Raw genomic sequence first — 14096 nt, 5'->3', positions numbered from 1 at the left:
CCGGTGAGCAGCACCGCTGACGGTCCGAGGCCCGCCGCACCAATGCCCATGACGAGCGCGAGGTTGCTCACGAGACCGTCGTTGGCCCCGAACACCGCCGCACGAAAGGTGCCAGACAGTCGCTGCCGCCCGCGCGCCGCGAGCCCCCGCACGACCTCACCGTGGATGCGCTCGTCGGCGGCCATGGCGGGCGTGGCGTGAGCATCCGCCCCATAGGGCGATCGCGTTTCGGCGCGTTGCGCCAGGGCCAAGACGAACACGCTGCCAAAGCGGCGCGCGAAGAAACCCAGCACGCGAGTGCGCAGCGAGACCGCGGGTACGCGATCAGCATGGTCACCGAGCAAGTCGACCCAGTGTGCTTCGTGCCGCGCTTCGGCTTCGGCGAGAGCGAGCAAGATTGCGCGCTCTTCACCCGTGCGGCGCGTCGCGAGGTCGCGATACACCGCGGCCTCGGCCCGCTCGTCAGCGAGATAGCGGCGCCAGCGGCGCAGCTCGGCGGCCGTCGGCGCGTGGGGTTCCGTCACGCGCCCATGATGTCAGTCGCGGCGCCGCGCCCGCAGTTCGGCATCCCGAAACCGCGCGCGGGTGCGCGAGAGAGCTACCAGCCCCACGTGCCTGCCGAACCCTTGAAGGGCCCGACAATGTTCGCGGTTATCCAGCCGCCATAGAAGTCTCCTTCTTGCGGCGTGACCGTTTCTCCGTCGACTGTGCAGCGGTCCATGCGACCCGGGTAGACCGACACGAAACCCGCGATGGCCTCAAAGCCGCGGCTCGGCGCAGGGTAGTACCAGCCAGCACTCGGGGCGATCGCGGTGCCGCCGACGACGTCGTAGTAGGCCGCACGACCCTTGAACTCGCAGAAGGTTGAGCCCGCTGCGGGCACGAGCGCGCCCTCGACGAAGGCCTCCGGCGGCAGGTAGTAGGCGGGCGGATGACTCGTTTCGAGCACCCGCATGGCCCGAGTGGTCTCGGCAATGAGCCGGCCACCGAGCTCAATCGTGACGCGCGCGTGCACCGGCTCGACCCGCGGCGGCCGTGGATAATCCCACACCGACTCTTGGCCCGGCCCGGGCTCGATGCGTTTCGGTCGCGCCACGGTCAGGGCCTAGAACCCGAAGTCGCCGAAGTCGCCGAACCCGCCGGCGTCGAATCCGCCGCCGTCGAACCCGCCAGCGTCGCCGCCCGCGTCAGCGCCGGCATCGCCCGCACCCGCGTCGGCACCCGCGTCGCCCGCGCCCGCGCCCGCGTCGGTGAGTCCGGCATCCATCGGAGGCAAGAACGCGCTGGCGAGCGCCGAGCCAATGACGTAACCCGCCACGGTTCCGAGCAGCGACGCACCGACCATCTGGCCGAACGAGGGCCCCGCGAGCGAGCGCTCCATCGTGCCGGGCTGGCGCAGCTCTGAGCGCGTGGCCGCGCGAGCGAGGGTGGCCGGTTGATCGTCGGCCGGGGCCTCACCCGCCGGGGCCGTGCGCGACATCTCGTCGAAGACGAGTCGACGCTGCTCGGGGGTGAGCTTCTCGAACGCTTCGGCGTGCACCTGCTCGATCGTCTCGGGCGGGGCCGTCTGCAGAAGGTAGCGGTAGCGCTCAACGGCGCGCTCGTCATCACTGCGCACGCCCGTGCGACGGGGCTGCGGCTCGGGAGTCGGGGCGCCAAACAGACGGTCGAAGAAGCTCATTGTGGTCTCTCCTGTGTATGGGGAGCACCACATTAAGGCCGCTTGTTCGGTAGAGGCTGTGCAGACCTCGTGTAACAACTCGGTGAAGGATGGCGCCGATGTCTGCCCCGTGCAGTACTGTCAGCAGTGAAGTTGATACGCCTCGGCGGTCCGAACGTGCGGTGCAAGCAGTACGTGCTCTCGTATAGAGCAGGATTCATGAGTGGTTCGACTGGTGGTTTCGACAGTCGAAACTCCGTGAGTAACAAGGAGTCAGCAATGACGACAGGCACTGTTAAGTGGTTCAACGCCGAAAAAGGTTTCGGTTTCATCACCCCCGATGACGGAAGCGCCGACGTGTTCGCGCACTTCTCCGCCATCCAGTCGAACGGCTACCGTTCGCTCGACGAGAACCAGAAGGTCGAATTCGACGTCGCGCAGGGCCCCAAGGGTCTGCAGGCTGAGAACATCCGCCCCCTCTAGTACTCCCCCGTCACGCCGGGTTTACCCGACGTGACACCCGAAAGCCGCCCTCCGATGACGTGGGGCGGCTTTCGTCATGCTGGGGAGTTTTCGGCGGTGACGAAATCGATGAGCTGCTCAACCCGGCCCAGCAGCGCGGGTTCGAGATCGGCATAACTGCGCACTCGGCCGCGAATGCGCTGCCAGGCGGCGGCCCGATCGGCCACGGTTTCGTGCGGCCAACCGAGCGCGCGACACGTGCCCGTCTTCCACTCCACATCGCGCGGAACGTCGGGCCAGGCATCGATGCCGACGACGGCCGGGCGCACGGCCTGCCAGATGTCGATGAACGGATGCCCCACGATCAGCACGTGCTGAGCATCCACCTGGGCGAGCGCCTGTTCGGCCAGCCTCGTCTCTTTCGAGCCGGGCACCCAGTGGTCGACGAGCACTCCGACCCGGCGACCGCTCGCGGGGCCGAACTCGATGAGCATGTCGGCCAAGTGGTCGACGCCGTCGAGAAGCTCGACCACGACGCCCTCGAGCCGCAGATCGTCGCCCCACACCTGTTCAACGAGTTCGGCATCGTGTCGACCTTCGACCCAGATGCGGCTGGCGCGGGCAACGCGCGTGCGAGCATCCGCCACCGCAAACGAGCCGCTCGCCGTTCGGGCACGCGACAGCGGTGTCGGGGTGGGCACCGGCGCGATGAGTCGCACAGGCTCGCCGTCGACGAGAAACCCCGCCCCGAGCGGAAACACGCGCACTCGGCCGTGGCGATCTTCGAGGTGCACGTTGCCCGCGTCGACGCGCACGACAGCCCCGACGAAGCCGCCGGCGTTGTCGCCGCCCGCGCCACCCTCGGGTAGCTCGACCACGAGGTCGATGTCAGCGCGCCGTTCGGTCACGACCGTGCGCCCGACCGCACGCCAATCGCCCGAGAGAACGTCATCGCCATAGTCACGCACCCCGTGAGGCTACGAGGCCGCGCGCCGCGGTGCGTGCTGCCTCGCCGATAACCGTTCAGGGAGGTCACCTCACGGGGCCCGCGGTGTGGGTCTGGCCGTGTCGATAGGGTGGCCCCACCACGACTCGCGAAGCGAAGGAGACGCCGTGCGTTCGACCGGTCAACTGTTCCGCTGGGGATTGACGTGCCTGCTGCTCGTGCCCGTTGCACTCGTGGGATCGTTCGTCGCGAGCGGCACGCCCGTGCTGCTGTGGCTCGCGCTGATCCTCATTCTGGTCGGCGGAGCGTTCAACGCCGCCGCCATCGTGCGCGGCATTCGCCGGGTCGGCTCGGGTGGTCTCGTGACGAGCCTCGATGGCATGTCCGACGCTGATCGACGGGCTACCCCCTCCGTTGCCGAACCGATCGTGCCGCAACAACGCATCATCTTTCCTGACGACGACGTCGTCACTGTGGCCGACCGCCGCTTGCGTCGCCGTGTCGGGCTCGCGGCGGCAGCCATGCTCATCGCGCTCACCGGGTGGGGTGTCTACACCCTCACCGTTGCGCAGCCCCTCGGTATCGCCCAAGGACTTCTGACGCTCGACGAGGTCTACGCCGCGTGGGGAACGCCCTCGCGCATCGCCTTCTCGGTCTCGATCACCATCTGGGTGATTCTGTCGCTCGCCATCGTCGTGGGCGTCGCACTCGTCGCCCTGCTTCCTTCCCTCAACGCCGACCGACTTCTCAGCTGGCGACGGATGCTCGCTCTCGCCTGCATCGCGGGCAGCGCGATCGTCGTGGCATCGCTCGCGCCGTACTTCGCCATGACCCTCACTCTTCCGAACCAGCTTCTGGGAGCCCTCGGCAGCACCCAGAGCACCGAGAGCCTCGTCTACGGACTCACGGGTGTCGCACTCAGTGCGGCCGCCATTCTGCTCACGGTGCCCGACTGGCGGCGCCGAGCCCGCTAACGCGCGCCCGCACCTGCGCGCTGAGAAAGACCGCGCGAGCATCCGCTTGACAGCCCTCCGGTTCTCTGGTTAGTTACTTGACTAAGTAACCAATACAGAAAGGAGGCTCGTGTGGACGACGGTCGACCGATCTTCCTCCAGATCGCCGCACTCATCGAACGACAGATCATCGACGGCTCACTCCCCGAGGGCGAGCAGGTTCCGTCGATCAATGAGTTTGCGGCGTTTCACCGCATCAACCCGGCCACGGCGCTCAAGGGCATCACCCTTCTCGTCGACGCCGGCGTGCTCTACAAGCGACGCGGTATCGGCATGTTCGTTGCCGACGGCGCCCGCGATCGCCTGATCAACGATCGCCGGGCTCGCTTCACCACCGAGTATGTGCAGCCGTTGTTGGCCGAGGGTGCGTCCCTAGGCCTCGACGCTGCCGCGCTCATCGATCTCATCCGAAAGGAATCCACCTCATGACCACAATCGTCGAGGCCCGCGGTCTCACGAAGCGTTATCGCGGCATCACGGCCGTCGACCACGTCGACTTCCAGATCACACGCAACACCATCACCGGACTGCTCGGGCGCAACGGAGCGGGCAAGACCACGCTCATGCACTTGCTCACCGGGCAAGAGTTCGCGACCTCCGGCACCATCACGGTGGCGGGTGAGAGCCCCGTCGAAAACCCCCGGGTGCTGCAGCACACGTGCTTCATCAAAGAGAGCCAGCGCTACCCCGACGACTTCAAGCCGAAGCACGTTTTTGCGGCCGCTCCGGGTTTCTTTCCGAACTGGGATGCCGACTTCGCCCACGAGCTCGCCAAAGAATTTCGCTTGCCGATTGACCGACGCATCAAGAAGCTCTCGCGCGGTCAGTTGTCGAGCGTCGGCATCATCGTGGGTCTCGCCGCTCGGGCCCCGATCACGATCTTCGACGAGCCCTACCTCGGGCTCGACGCCATCGCGCGCCAGAACTTCTACGACCGGCTGCTCGCCGACTATGCCGCTCACCCGCGCACGGTCATTCTCTCGACCCACCTCATCGACGAGGTGGCCGATCTGCTCGAGCACGCGCTCGTGATCGACGACGGCCGCATTCTGATCGACTCCCCCGTGGATGCCCTCCGCGCCCACGCCGCCACCATCGCCGGCCCAGCCGAGGCCGTCGAGCGGGTGGTCGCGAGCCTCGACGTCATCCACCGCGAGCGCTTGGGCGGATTCGTCAGCGCGACCGTCGCGGGCCTCACCGAGCAGGTCACCCGTGACGCCCGCGCTGCCGGTCTCGAGGTCGGGCCTGTCTCGCTGCAACAGCTCATCATTCGCCAGACCGGGGGCAGCCCCACCGACCACGAGGAGGTCACTCGATGACAACCATGACCGAGGCGGCACCGCTCTCGACGACTCCCCGGCCCCTCACGCGGCGCATCGGCACGATCGTGCGACTGTTGTTCGCAAACCCCTGGACCGCGATCTATACACCGCTCATGATTCTCGGCGTGATTCTCCTGATGAACATCGCCATCTGGAGCATCGTGCGCGCGAGCATCCCGCCCGAAGGCGACATGGACTCCTCGATCAACGGGGGCGTCTCTTTTCTTTTCATTTACATGCTCGTCGTCGCCGTTCAGAGCATGAACCAGGCGTTTCCGCTCGCGCTCGGCTACGGCAGTACCCGACGAGACTTCGTGGCGGGCTTCGGGGTATTCGCGCTGATTCTCTCGCTTGGCTACTCACTGTTCCTTCTTGCCGCCTGGTCTGTCGAGCGTGCAACGGGAGGCTGGGGAGTGGGTCTGACCTTCTTCGGAACCTACGAGCTGTGGCAGGCACAGTGGTGGGAAGGCTTCGCCCTGAGTCTGCTGGCCTTCTTGTTGTTCTTCGCGATCGGTGCAGCCACTGCGGCCGTATACGTGCGGTGGAAGGCGGGTGGCATGTACGTGTTCTGGGGCGGGCTCGTCTTTGTGGGCATCGGTGGCGCGGCGCTCGCGACGTGGCTCGATGCCTGGCCGCAGGTTGGCGCGTTCTTCGCGTGGGCGGGCCTCGTCGGCGGAGCAGCGTGGAGCCTCATCGTCACGGCGCTCTGTGCGATGGCCGCCTGGCTGATCTTGCGCCGAGCAACGCCCTCGGGCGGCTAGCCGGTCACAACAGACAAGACGCCCGTCACGACAAGCTCGCGCACCTGCGGAAGCAGTTGCGCGAGCAGGGCGGCCTCGTCGACCTCGAGCAGGTCGGCTAGGGCGCCGACGATCTCGCCGACCGTGAGCTCGCCGTCGCTCGCGCCAACGAGGCCCGCAAGCGCAGCATCCGCGTCGATCGTGCGCGCGAAGCCGCCGCCCTGGCGCACGCGAATGACCGTGGGGTTTTCGTCTCCGGGCCAGTAGTGGCGCTCTTCGGTGACGTCGCCCGCCACCGTGAGGCGCTCGGCGAGCAGGGCGGTGTCGTCGAGGGCCGCGAGGCGATCGTGGGCGCGAAAGCCCGCGAGCACGTGGTCGCCAATTCCCGTGGGCGCTGAGCCCAGCGGCGAGGTGATGATCTCGGTGCGCACAAACCGGGGCGCTTCGGCGTCGGTCGGCTGCCGCAGCACGATGTAGCCAAAGCCCACGGCCGTGACGCCGCGAGCCGCGAAGTCGTCGAGCCACGCGGCCGCGAGCGCGTCATACTCGGCGCTGCCGACGCGTGTGCCACCGTCGCGAATCCACGTGGCGGCGTACTCGGCCGGGCTCTGCCGCTCGCGCTCGACGACCCAGCCGTCGAGGCCCGCTTCGGTGATCCACGAGCGCACGCGCGCGAGGCCGTCGCCGCCCATTGCGTCGCGATACTCCCAGTTGCCGAGCAGGTGAGCCGTGCCTCCGGGCACCAGGTGGTCAGCCGCGCCGCGCACGACCTGCTCGACAATCGCGTCACCCACCCGACCGCCATCGCGGTATTCATACACGGGCACCCCCTCGAGCCGGGGCGTGATGACGAAGGGCGGGTTGCTCACGATGCGGCCGAATCGCTCGCCGCGCACGGGTTCGAACAGGTCACCGAGACGCAACTCAACCGAGGTCACGTCGTTGAGTGCGAGCGTGAGTTTCGCACGCTCGAGAGCCCGAGCCGAAATGTCGGTCGCGACGACGTGCTCGGCATGACGCGCGGCGTGCAACGACTGGATGCCACAGCCCGTGCCGAGATCGAGCACCGAGTCGACCGGCTCGGTAGGAATCAGCGCCGCGAGCGTGAGTGACGCGCCACCCACGCCGAGCACGTGCTCGGCCGGCAGCGCCGTGCCGAGCGATACTTCGCCGAGGTCAGACGCGATGAACCACTGCACCGCTCCCCCGGCGTCGATCGACGTGTAAGGACGCAGGTCGATCAGTGCTCGCCCAGAGTCGTCCACGAGACCGAGCTCGCGCGCGCCGTGCGTGCCGAGCCGCGGTAACGCGGTCGTCAGCGCGTCATCGGTCGCGAGTTCGCCGAGCAAGAAGACGCGGGCAAGGATGCTCGCCGCGACCTGCTCACGAGCTCCACCGTCGCTCATGCCGACCCCCGCCGCTCCGAGCGCCGCGAGCGCACGCCGAGCCGGAACACGGTCACCTCGGGCCAGAGCCGCATCGGCCTCGTCGCCCCACAGTTGCCGGAGCCGGTCAACGGTGTACCCGGCATCGAGCAAGTCGGCGCGCAGTTGGGCGATGAGAGCGGCATCCACCCCCCTAGTCAACCGCACACGCAGAACGGCCCGGCTCGTCGAAAAGAGCCGGGCCGTTTGTGAAGCAGAAACTACGGCAGGAGAACCGCGTCGATGACGTGGATGACGCCGTTGTCGCAGACGATGTCGGCCGTGACGACCTTCGCGCCGTTGACCGTGACGCCATCCTTCAGGTCGAAGGTGAGCTCGGCGCCGTTGACCGTGGCGGCCGTGAGACCGTCGGTGAGGTCGGCAGCGTGCACGGCACCCGGAACGACGTGGAAGGTCAGGATCGACGTGAGCGCCGGGATGTCAGCGAGCAGGCCCTCGACGGTGCCCTCGGGCAGAGCGGCGAAAGCGTCATCGGTCGGAGCGAAGACCGTGAAGGGGCCCTCTCCGTTGAGCGTGTCAACGAGGCCGGCAGCGCCGACGGCGGCGACGAGAGTGGTGAACGAACCGGCGCTAACGGCGGTTTCGACGATGGTAGCCATGGGGGTCTCTTCTCTGACAACGTGCATGAGGGCCGCGACAGCGAGCCCGCCCAGCCTGTTCGACCGGATGGCCTCACTCTGTGCCCACCACCCCGGCTGCGCCTGCACGTGACCCGCGCATCACCCGCACGCCAGCCGACCATCGCCTGTGCGTCGTGAACGATCGGTGACGATTCCGCAACGACTAGGGGCGAGAGTCGGGATGCTCTTCGTCGACGGGCAGCTGCCGACCACTCGCCGCGCCCGGGCCCGTGACGATCGGGCCCGTGTCGGTCGAGGCAACGACGTCGGTATCGGTCAACGGATGCGCGAGCTCGTCGGGCCCCAGTCGCGCGATGAGCAGCGTCAGTGTTGCGAGCACCACCGGAATCAGGCCCGCGGCAAGAAAAGCCACGGGAATACCGATGATCTCACCCACGGGCCCGGCGATCGCCATCGAGATCGGCATAAGCGCGAGCGATACGAAAAAGTCGAGGCTCGACACGCGGCCGAGCATCTCGGGGGGCACGCGACGCTGCAGCAGGGTTCCCCAAATGACGGTGGCTCCCGAAAAGAGAACGCCACAGGTGAACAGGGCCACGATCATGAGCCAGAGCTGGTCGGTAAGGCCGATGATGGCCAGAGGAGCGCATCCGACGCCCCACGCGGCAATCATCAGAGTCAGGTAACGACGCGGCAATCGCATCGAGGCAACCGCGAGCGACCCCAGCGCTCCGCCGACACCGAACGCGGCGAGGGCGAGCGCGAATGCTCCGGCTCCTCCCCCGGTTTGGTCGCGCACGGCAAACGGCAAGAGCACTTCGATGGGCCCCATGATGGCGAGAACAAGCAACGCCGAATACAGCAGGGTCGCGAGCAACCACCGCGTGCGAAACATGTAGCGCACCCCATCGCGCACGTCGACCCACACCGCGACGAGCGGGTGCGAGGGCTCGGCGTCGGCCTCACGCCGCACGGCCGTGGTGCGCATGAGCGCGAGCACGATGGCGCCGAGCCCTTGCGTGACCGCCACGATCGCAAACCCCAGTCCGGGCGAGAGGATGGCGATGGCCGCACTCGCGAGCGCGGGCCCCGCCGCCTGCATGAGCGACGGCCGCAACACCCCCTCAATGCCGTTGGCCGCGAGCAAGTCGTCGGCCGGCAGCAGCGCCGGAAGCCACGCCGAGTACGCCGGGTAGAAGAATCCGTCAGCAACGCCCAGCAACAGCGAGACGACGGCCATGTGCCAGACCTCAATCGTGCCGGTGAGCGCGAGCACCGCCATCGCCGCCATCGAGAGGGCCTTGACCGTCTCGACCGTCGTGAGAATGCGCTTCTGCGGAATGCGGTCGGCGGCCACGCCGCCCAGCAGCACCGCGAGCACGAGCCCGATGCTGCCGCCCGTCGCCACAATCGAGAGGTCGACCGGAGTGCCCCCGAGCTCGATGACTTGCCACACCACCGCGACGATCCACACGCCCGTGCCGAGCAGCGAGAGCACGAGGGCCGTCGCCAACAGTCGGTACTGTCCCGTGGCGAATGGGCGCAGCGCCCGAGGCAGCTCACGGGGCGTCGTCGACATGGGGCAATGGTACCGACCGGGCTCTCGGCGCTGTGTCGTACCCTGATCAACGATGAGAGAGCTCACCGCCGACCAGATTCGGGCCAGCATCGTCAACGCCAGTGAGGCCGAGATCGAACGGATGCCCCTGCCGGGCCTACACGAAACCGTGTGGGCCGACCGCGAGTATCTGGGCTGGCGCGACCCCGCTGGTTCGCCCCGCGGCTACATCGTGCACTGGGTCGACGACCGACCCGTGGGCATTTTGGTTCGCGCCGCGGGCGCGCCCTTGCGGCCCGGCATTGGAGCCATGTGCTCGTTGTGCCACACCCCGCAACCGTCGACGCAAGTGGTCATGTTCAGCGCCCCGCGCGGCGGCGAAGCGGGCCGCGATGGCAACTCGATCGGCACCTACATTTGCGCCGACTTGGGCTGCTCCATCATGATTCGCATCGTGCCGGGCACGAGCGAACTCATGCTCATGCGCGACGAGCTAATCGCTCGGCGCAGCGCGGGCTTGCAGCAGCGGCTCGAGAACTTCACCGCGAACGTGCTCAAGACGGCCTAGGCCGCCGAGCGTCCCGCCGCCTCACAACGCGGCTCCGCGCACGTGCCGCTATGAGTCGCGGCGCCCCATGAGGTGAAACGGGATGGCGAGCGAGAGCGTCACCGACAGGATGCCCGTAAAGAACACGATCGCCGCAAACTCTTCGGGCACGGCAAACGCATATGCGAAGAGCACGAACGATGACACGAAGAGGACAATCGACACGGCCACGGCGAGAATGTTCATGATGGCTCCATTGTGCCAGGTCTGGCCGAGATAATGGCGCATGACTATCGCTGATGCCGCACACGCCGACGCCACCCGATTTCGCCCGGCCGGGCGCATCCGTCGCCGTGTTCGCGCGATCGGGTGGGGAGCGCTCGCGGCGTTCGCCCTCGTAATCGTGGGCTTTCTCATCTGGGCCAACACGCCCTACCGCGCCGATCGTGGCGCCGTCATTGAGGTGTGGGCCAACCCTGCCGTGCAGGTGCAATATCTCGACGAGGGCATTCTCATGACTCCCGCGAGGGTCGACGCGAATGGCACCGGCCTCGTCTTCGTTCCGGGCGCGCGCGTTGAAGCACACGCCTACATGCTGCAGTTGAGCGGGGTGGTGGCCGAGAGCGGCGTCACGGTGCTCATCACCGAGCCGACCCTCAACCTCGCGTTCTTCGACATGCGCACGCTCGACCAGTTCACGACCGCGGCCCCCGAGGTCGACAGCTGGTTCGTGGGCGGACACTCGCTCGGCGGCGTGCGTGCGTGCCTCATGACGCCCGGTGCCGACGTCGACGGACTCGTGCTCTTCGGCAGCTATTGCGCCAACGACGTCAGCGACTCAGACCTGAGGGTGCTGAGCATCGCGGGCGAGAACGACCTGCTTTCGACGCCCGCCATCATTGACGAGAACGCGAGCCTGCTGCCGTCAAGCGCCACCTTCGTCACGATCGAGGGTGCCAACCACGCGAGCTTTGGCGACTACGGCCCCCAATCGGGCGACGGCGAGCGCACGATCACGAGTGAGCAAATGCGTGCCGAACTGACGGCACTGCTAAACGAGCTACTCGGCTAGCGCGGGCGCGTCGGCCTTCGGCGCCGCACCGAGCTTCGGGCGACCAGCGAGGGCCATGAGCCACCAGAGCAGCGCGCCGACCAGAATGCCGCCCACGAGGGCGATCACGGGCGTCAACAGCACCGGCCCCGCCAGGCGGCTCTCGGTCAGCAGGTTGGCGATGCCGAAGTAGATCCAGAACAGGGCGACGTCGACGAGGGCAGCGATGCCGATGGCCGACATCGTGACCCGCCAGGGGCGGTGCACGCCGGCCGCCGTGAGCATCCACCCGCTCACCAGAATCGACAGTCCGACGAGAATGATGCTGCCGATCAAGAACGACAGCACAACCCAGAACAGCAGTTCAGAACCACCGTCGAGCGCACGCAAGATCGCGTTGGGGTCGTCACCCCCGAGCGAGCGCGTGATGGCCCCGATGATGTTGCCAAAGAGTGCCGAGGCCACGAGTGCCGCGAGTGACATGCCGAACGCGAACCACCCGGTCTGAAAGATCGTGTGCGCGACGGCGCCCGCGATGAGACTGCTCTGCGTCTGGTTGCGGGTGAGCGGCTCGGTCGTGCGAGCGTCGGTGCTTGCCATGGGGCTCTCCTTGCGAGGTGTGCGGGGCGTCATCGTGAATCTAGCGCCTAGAGTGACGACATGCAGAAGGATGCCCTGCTTCTCGGCGGCACGGGCCAGGTCGGCACGGCCACCGCGCGGGCGCTGCTCGCCGATGGCTATGCCGTGACGATCGCGCATCGCGGCACGCGGCCGCTGCCGCCCGAGCTCGCGGGGCACGTCACCGAACTCTCGCTCGACCGCAGCGATCAGGATTCCCTCATCGCCGCAGCCCGCGGCCGCGACCTCGTGCTCGACTGCATCGCGTTTGACCCGGCCGACGCCGAGCCATACCGCGCGCTCGTGGGTGACATCGGCTCTCTCGTGATGATCTCGACCGCCTCGGTCTATCTCGGCGCCAACGGCACGTGGATGGATGCCGCGACGAGCGACGACGACTTTCCGCGCTTGGCCGTGCCCGTGACCGAACAGCACCCCATCGTCACCGCCGAGGTCGAGGGCTATTCGCCCCAGAAGGCCGCGCTCGAGCGCGCGCTGTTCACGATCGAGGGTCTGCCGGTGACCGTGTTGCGGCCCGGAGCAATCCACGGGCCGGGTTCGCCCGCGCTGCGCGAGTGGTACTTCATCAAGCGAGCGCTCGACGGCCGCCGCCGCGTGCCGCTCGTTGACGGGGGCACGAGCCGGTTTGCGACGTCGGCGACGGTCGTGATCGCTGAGCTTGTGCGGCTCGCGGCACAGCATCCCGGCGCCCGTGTGCTGAATGCCGTCGATGATGATGCCCCGACCGTGCTCGAGATTGGGCAGGCGGTGTTTGATCACCTGGGGCACGACGCGACGTTTGTCGCCGTCGACCGCGGGCCGGAAAGCTCGGTGGGTTACACCCCGTGGTCAGTGCCTGTGCCCGTCGTGCTGAGCATGCAGGCGGCGATCGACGAGCTTGGCTATGTGCCCGTGGGCACCCACCGCTCGACCGTCGGGCCCGCCATCGACGCGATGCTCGCGGCCGTTGCCGACCGCGACTGGCGCGAGGCGTTTCCGGGGCTCACGCGCTATGGCGCCGACGAGTGGTTCGACTACGCCTCAGAAGACGCGCTGCTTGACTCCTGAGCGTCGTCGGTCGAGCGCTGGCCGTTCACGCGTTCGGTGATGTACGAGACGACGATCGCCGACGCCGTGCCGACGATGACGAGGCCGCCGGCCATCAACAGCACCGCCAAAAAACGGCCGACGCCCGTCACCGGGTATGTGTCGCCATAGCCCACGGTTGTGATCGTTACGAGAGCCCACCACAGGGCATCGCCGAACGTCGTGATCGTGGCGTCAGTGGCACCGCGTTCAGCCTGCAGGGTGGCGAGCGCAATGACGTAGATGTAGATGATGGCGTAAATGAGAGCGTGGGCGATGACCGACCCGCGCACGGCTGAGCCCGACCGCCCCGACAGCATGGGGATGTGCTTGAGCAGCCCCACAACGCGCAGGGCACGAAACAGAGGCAAGAACAGCGCGAGCACATCCAGCGGATGACTCACGACGAATCGCACTCTGCGGCCGCGATCGCTGAGGGCAATGCGCGCGACCATGTCGACCGCGAACACGAACCAGGTGCCGATGACGACCACGGCGAGCGCGATGCTGAGCCAGCTGGCGGGCTGCGGCAGCAGAACCCACACCGAATAGGCCACGAGAAAGATCAAGCCCAGCACGGCGAGGGTTGACGACGTGCGGTGTTCCCAGGCGAGGCGGCGGGAATCGGGTGGGGTGACCGTGAGCGACGGGGCATCAGGCGACATGGTCACATTCTGGCCGAGAACCGCTCTCAGGCTTGCCCCTGGCGCGCATGATGAGATGAGGGCCCTGACATTGGAGACTCCATGGCCCGCGCTGCCCTCGACACGACCGTTCCCGACCTGACGGGCCGGCTCGCCGTCGTCACCGGCGCCAACAGTGGGCTCGGGTTCGGGCTCACGGGTCGCTTGGCCGCCGCGGGCGCCGAGGTCGTCATGGCCGTGCGCAATCGCGAGAAGGGGCAGCGGGCGCTCGACGAGCTGATGGGGCAGAATCCGGATGCTCGCTTGCGGCTGCTCGACCTCGACCTGGCCTCGCTCGCGAGCGTGCGCTCGGCCGCGCAGAGCGTGCTCGAGGAAAAGCGCGCGGTGGACATCCTCATCAACAACGCCGGCATCATGGCCGTG

At 67.5% G+C, this 14096-nt stretch carries 19 protein-coding genes; 9 read left to right on the top strand and 10 right to left on the bottom strand.

Annotation, left to right across the window (positions count from 1 at the left end; genetic code table 11):
- The 3 genes from SFU54_RS10245 to SFU54_RS10235 form a co-directional block, all read right to left on the bottom strand.
- Nucleotides 1-524 (bottom strand): VIT1/CCC1 family protein (locus SFU54_RS10245; protein WP_319016174.1); only part of this gene is annotated, 524 nt, incomplete at its 3' end.
- A gap of 74 nt (nucleotides 525-598) precedes the next feature.
- Nucleotides 599-1096 (bottom strand): DUF427 domain-containing protein, encoded by a 498-nt coding sequence (locus SFU54_RS10240; RefSeq protein WP_319016173.1) that lies wholly within the window; start codon nucleotides 1094-1096, stop codon nucleotides 599-601.
- 9 nt (nucleotides 1097-1105) lie between these two features.
- Nucleotides 1106-1681 (bottom strand): hypothetical protein, encoded by a 576-nt coding sequence (locus SFU54_RS10235; RefSeq protein WP_319016172.1) that lies wholly within the window; start codon nucleotides 1679-1681, stop codon nucleotides 1106-1108.
- Nucleotides 1682-1939: 258 nt separating this feature from the next.
- Between SFU54_RS10235 and SFU54_RS10230 the strand changes: the two genes are divergently transcribed.
- Nucleotides 1940-2143, top strand: coding sequence for a cold-shock protein (locus SFU54_RS10230; RefSeq protein ID WP_055860048.1), 204 nt, complete (start codon nucleotides 1940-1942; stop codon nucleotides 2141-2143).
- 74 nt (nucleotides 2144-2217) lie between these two features.
- On the opposite strand, the gene SFU54_RS10225 is transcribed toward SFU54_RS10230, so the two are convergent.
- Complete coding sequence (locus SFU54_RS10225) at nucleotides 2218-3090, bottom strand: DUF3097 domain-containing protein (RefSeq protein ID WP_319016171.1); 873 nt, start codon at nucleotides 3088-3090, stop codon at nucleotides 2218-2220.
- A gap of 145 nt (nucleotides 3091-3235) precedes the next feature.
- On the opposite strand from SFU54_RS10225, the gene SFU54_RS10220 reads away from it, so the two are divergent.
- From SFU54_RS10220 to SFU54_RS10205, 4 genes are all read left to right on the top strand, one after another.
- On the top strand, nucleotides 3236-4042 hold the full coding sequence (locus SFU54_RS10220) for a hypothetical protein (RefSeq protein ID WP_319016170.1): 807 nt from the start codon (nucleotides 3236-3238) through the stop codon (nucleotides 4040-4042).
- A gap of 111 nt (nucleotides 4043-4153) precedes the next feature.
- Nucleotides 4154-4510, top strand: coding sequence for a GntR family transcriptional regulator (locus SFU54_RS10215; RefSeq protein ID WP_319016169.1), 357 nt, complete (start codon nucleotides 4154-4156; stop codon nucleotides 4508-4510).
- Nucleotides 4507-5400, top strand: coding sequence for an ABC transporter ATP-binding protein (locus tag SFU54_RS10210; protein WP_319016168.1), 894 nt, complete (start codon nucleotides 4507-4509; stop codon nucleotides 5398-5400). Before SFU54_RS10215 ends, SFU54_RS10210 begins: the two co-directional genes overlap by 4 nt.
- Nucleotides 5397-6164, top strand: a complete 768-nt coding sequence (locus tag SFU54_RS10205; protein ID WP_319016167.1) for a hypothetical protein — start codon at nucleotides 5397-5399, stop codon at nucleotides 6162-6164. The genes SFU54_RS10210 and SFU54_RS10205 overlap by 4 nt, the downstream gene beginning before the upstream one ends.
- On the opposite strand, the gene SFU54_RS10200 is transcribed toward SFU54_RS10205, so the two are convergent.
- The 3 genes from SFU54_RS10200 to SFU54_RS10190 all read right to left on the bottom strand — a co-directional run bounded on the left by SFU54_RS10200 (nucleotide 6161) and on the right by SFU54_RS10190 (nucleotide 9748).
- Nucleotides 6161-7717, bottom strand: coding sequence for a methyltransferase (locus SFU54_RS10200; RefSeq protein WP_319016166.1), 1557 nt, complete (start codon nucleotides 7715-7717; stop codon nucleotides 6161-6163). The genes SFU54_RS10205 and SFU54_RS10200 overlap by 4 nt on opposite strands.
- A 71-nt stretch (nucleotides 7718-7788) precedes the next feature.
- Complete coding sequence (locus SFU54_RS10195; RefSeq protein ID WP_319016165.1) at nucleotides 7789-8187, bottom strand: fasciclin domain-containing protein; 399 nt, start codon at nucleotides 8185-8187, stop codon at nucleotides 7789-7791.
- A 184-nt stretch (nucleotides 8188-8371) separates the two neighbouring features.
- Nucleotides 8372-9748, bottom strand: coding sequence for an MFS transporter (locus SFU54_RS10190; RefSeq protein ID WP_319016164.1), 1377 nt, complete (start codon nucleotides 9746-9748; stop codon nucleotides 8372-8374).
- Nucleotides 9749-9800: 52 nt separating this feature from the next.
- Here SFU54_RS10190 and SFU54_RS10185 point away from each other — a divergent pair, with 52 nt between their 5' ends.
- Complete coding sequence (locus SFU54_RS10185) at nucleotides 9801-10295, top strand: FBP domain-containing protein (RefSeq protein ID WP_319016163.1); 495 nt, start codon at nucleotides 9801-9803, stop codon at nucleotides 10293-10295.
- Between the two features lie 48 nt (nucleotides 10296-10343).
- On the opposite strand, the gene SFU54_RS10180 is transcribed toward SFU54_RS10185, so the two are convergent.
- Nucleotides 10344-10562 carry a hypothetical protein gene (locus SFU54_RS10180; protein ID WP_319016162.1) on the bottom strand — a complete coding sequence of 73 codons (219 nt, stop codon included), beginning with the start codon at nucleotides 10560-10562 and terminating at the stop codon, nucleotides 10344-10346.
- On the opposite strand from SFU54_RS10180, the gene SFU54_RS10175 reads away from it, so the two are divergent.
- Complete coding sequence (locus tag SFU54_RS10175; RefSeq protein WP_319016161.1) at nucleotides 10561-11346, top strand: alpha/beta hydrolase; 786 nt, start codon at nucleotides 10561-10563, stop codon at nucleotides 11344-11346. The two genes, SFU54_RS10180 and SFU54_RS10175, sit on opposite strands and share 2 nt — an antisense overlap.
- On the opposite strand, the gene SFU54_RS10170 is transcribed toward SFU54_RS10175, so the two are convergent.
- Nucleotides 11335-11925: a hypothetical protein gene (locus SFU54_RS10170; protein ID WP_319016160.1), complete on the bottom strand. Its 591-nt coding sequence runs from the start codon at nucleotides 11923-11925 to the stop codon at nucleotides 11335-11337. The genes SFU54_RS10175 and SFU54_RS10170 overlap by 12 nt on opposite strands.
- Before the next feature lie 60 nt (nucleotides 11926-11985).
- On the opposite strand from SFU54_RS10170, the gene SFU54_RS10165 reads away from it, so the two are divergent.
- Nucleotides 11986-13011, top strand: a complete 1026-nt coding sequence (locus tag SFU54_RS10165; RefSeq protein ID WP_319016159.1) for an NAD-dependent epimerase/dehydratase family protein — start codon at nucleotides 11986-11988, stop codon at nucleotides 13009-13011.
- Here SFU54_RS10165 and SFU54_RS10160 read toward each other — a convergent pair.
- A complete protein-coding gene (locus tag SFU54_RS10160; protein WP_319016158.1) occupies nucleotides 12978-13694 on the bottom strand; it encodes a potassium channel family protein in 717 nt (238 codons plus the stop codon). The two genes, SFU54_RS10165 and SFU54_RS10160, sit on opposite strands and share 34 nt — an antisense overlap.
- Before the next feature lie 81 nt (nucleotides 13695-13775).
- Between SFU54_RS10160 and SFU54_RS10155 the strand changes: the two genes are divergently transcribed.
- The coding region (locus tag SFU54_RS10155) for an SDR family NAD(P)-dependent oxidoreductase (protein WP_319016157.1) at nucleotides 13776-14096 on the top strand (321 nt) is incomplete at its 3' end.

It is taken from the genome of Microcella sp., from assembly GCF_033763155.1.
GTDB lineage: Bacteria > Actinomycetota > Actinomycetes > Actinomycetales > Microbacteriaceae > Microcella.
This window is presented reverse-complemented; position numbering and strand designations above follow the sequence as displayed.

Coding starts and splice junctions, on each gene's coding strand:
- SFU54_RS10235 (WP_319016172.1), bottom strand. CDS start 1,681: ATGAGCTTCTTCGACCGTCTGTTTGGCGCCCCGACTCCCGAGCCGCAG.
- SFU54_RS10230 (WP_055860048.1), top strand. CDS start 1,940: ATGACGACAGGCACTGTTAAGTGGTTCAACGCCGAAAAAGGTTTCGGT.
- SFU54_RS10210 (WP_319016168.1), top strand. CDS start 4,507: ATGACCACAATCGTCGAGGCCCGCGGTCTCACGAAGCGTTATCGCGGC.
- SFU54_RS10205 (WP_319016167.1), top strand. CDS start 5,397: ATGACAACCATGACCGAGGCGGCACCGCTCTCGACGACTCCCCGGCCC.
- SFU54_RS10195 (WP_319016165.1), bottom strand. CDS start 8,187: ATGGCTACCATCGTCGAAACCGCCGTTAGCGCCGGTTCGTTCACCACT.
- SFU54_RS10190 (WP_319016164.1), bottom strand. CDS start 9,748: ATGTCGACGACGCCCCGTGAGCTGCCTCGGGCGCTGCGCCCATTCGCC.
- SFU54_RS10185 (WP_319016163.1), top strand. CDS start 9,801: ATGAGAGAGCTCACCGCCGACCAGATTCGGGCCAGCATCGTCAACGCC.
- SFU54_RS10175 (WP_319016161.1), top strand. CDS start 10,561: ATGACTATCGCTGATGCCGCACACGCCGACGCCACCCGATTTCGCCCG.
- SFU54_RS10180 (WP_319016162.1), bottom strand. CDS start 10,562: ATGCGCCATTATCTCGGCCAGACCTGGCACAATGGAGCCATCATGAAC.
- SFU54_RS10170 (WP_319016160.1), bottom strand. CDS start 11,925: ATGGCAAGCACCGACGCTCGCACGACCGAGCCGCTCACCCGCAACCAG.
- SFU54_RS10165 (WP_319016159.1), top strand. CDS start 11,986: ATGCAGAAGGATGCCCTGCTTCTCGGCGGCACGGGCCAGGTCGGCACG.
- SFU54_RS10160 (WP_319016158.1), bottom strand. CDS start 13,694: ATGTCGCCTGATGCCCCGTCGCTCACGGTCACCCCACCCGATTCCCGC.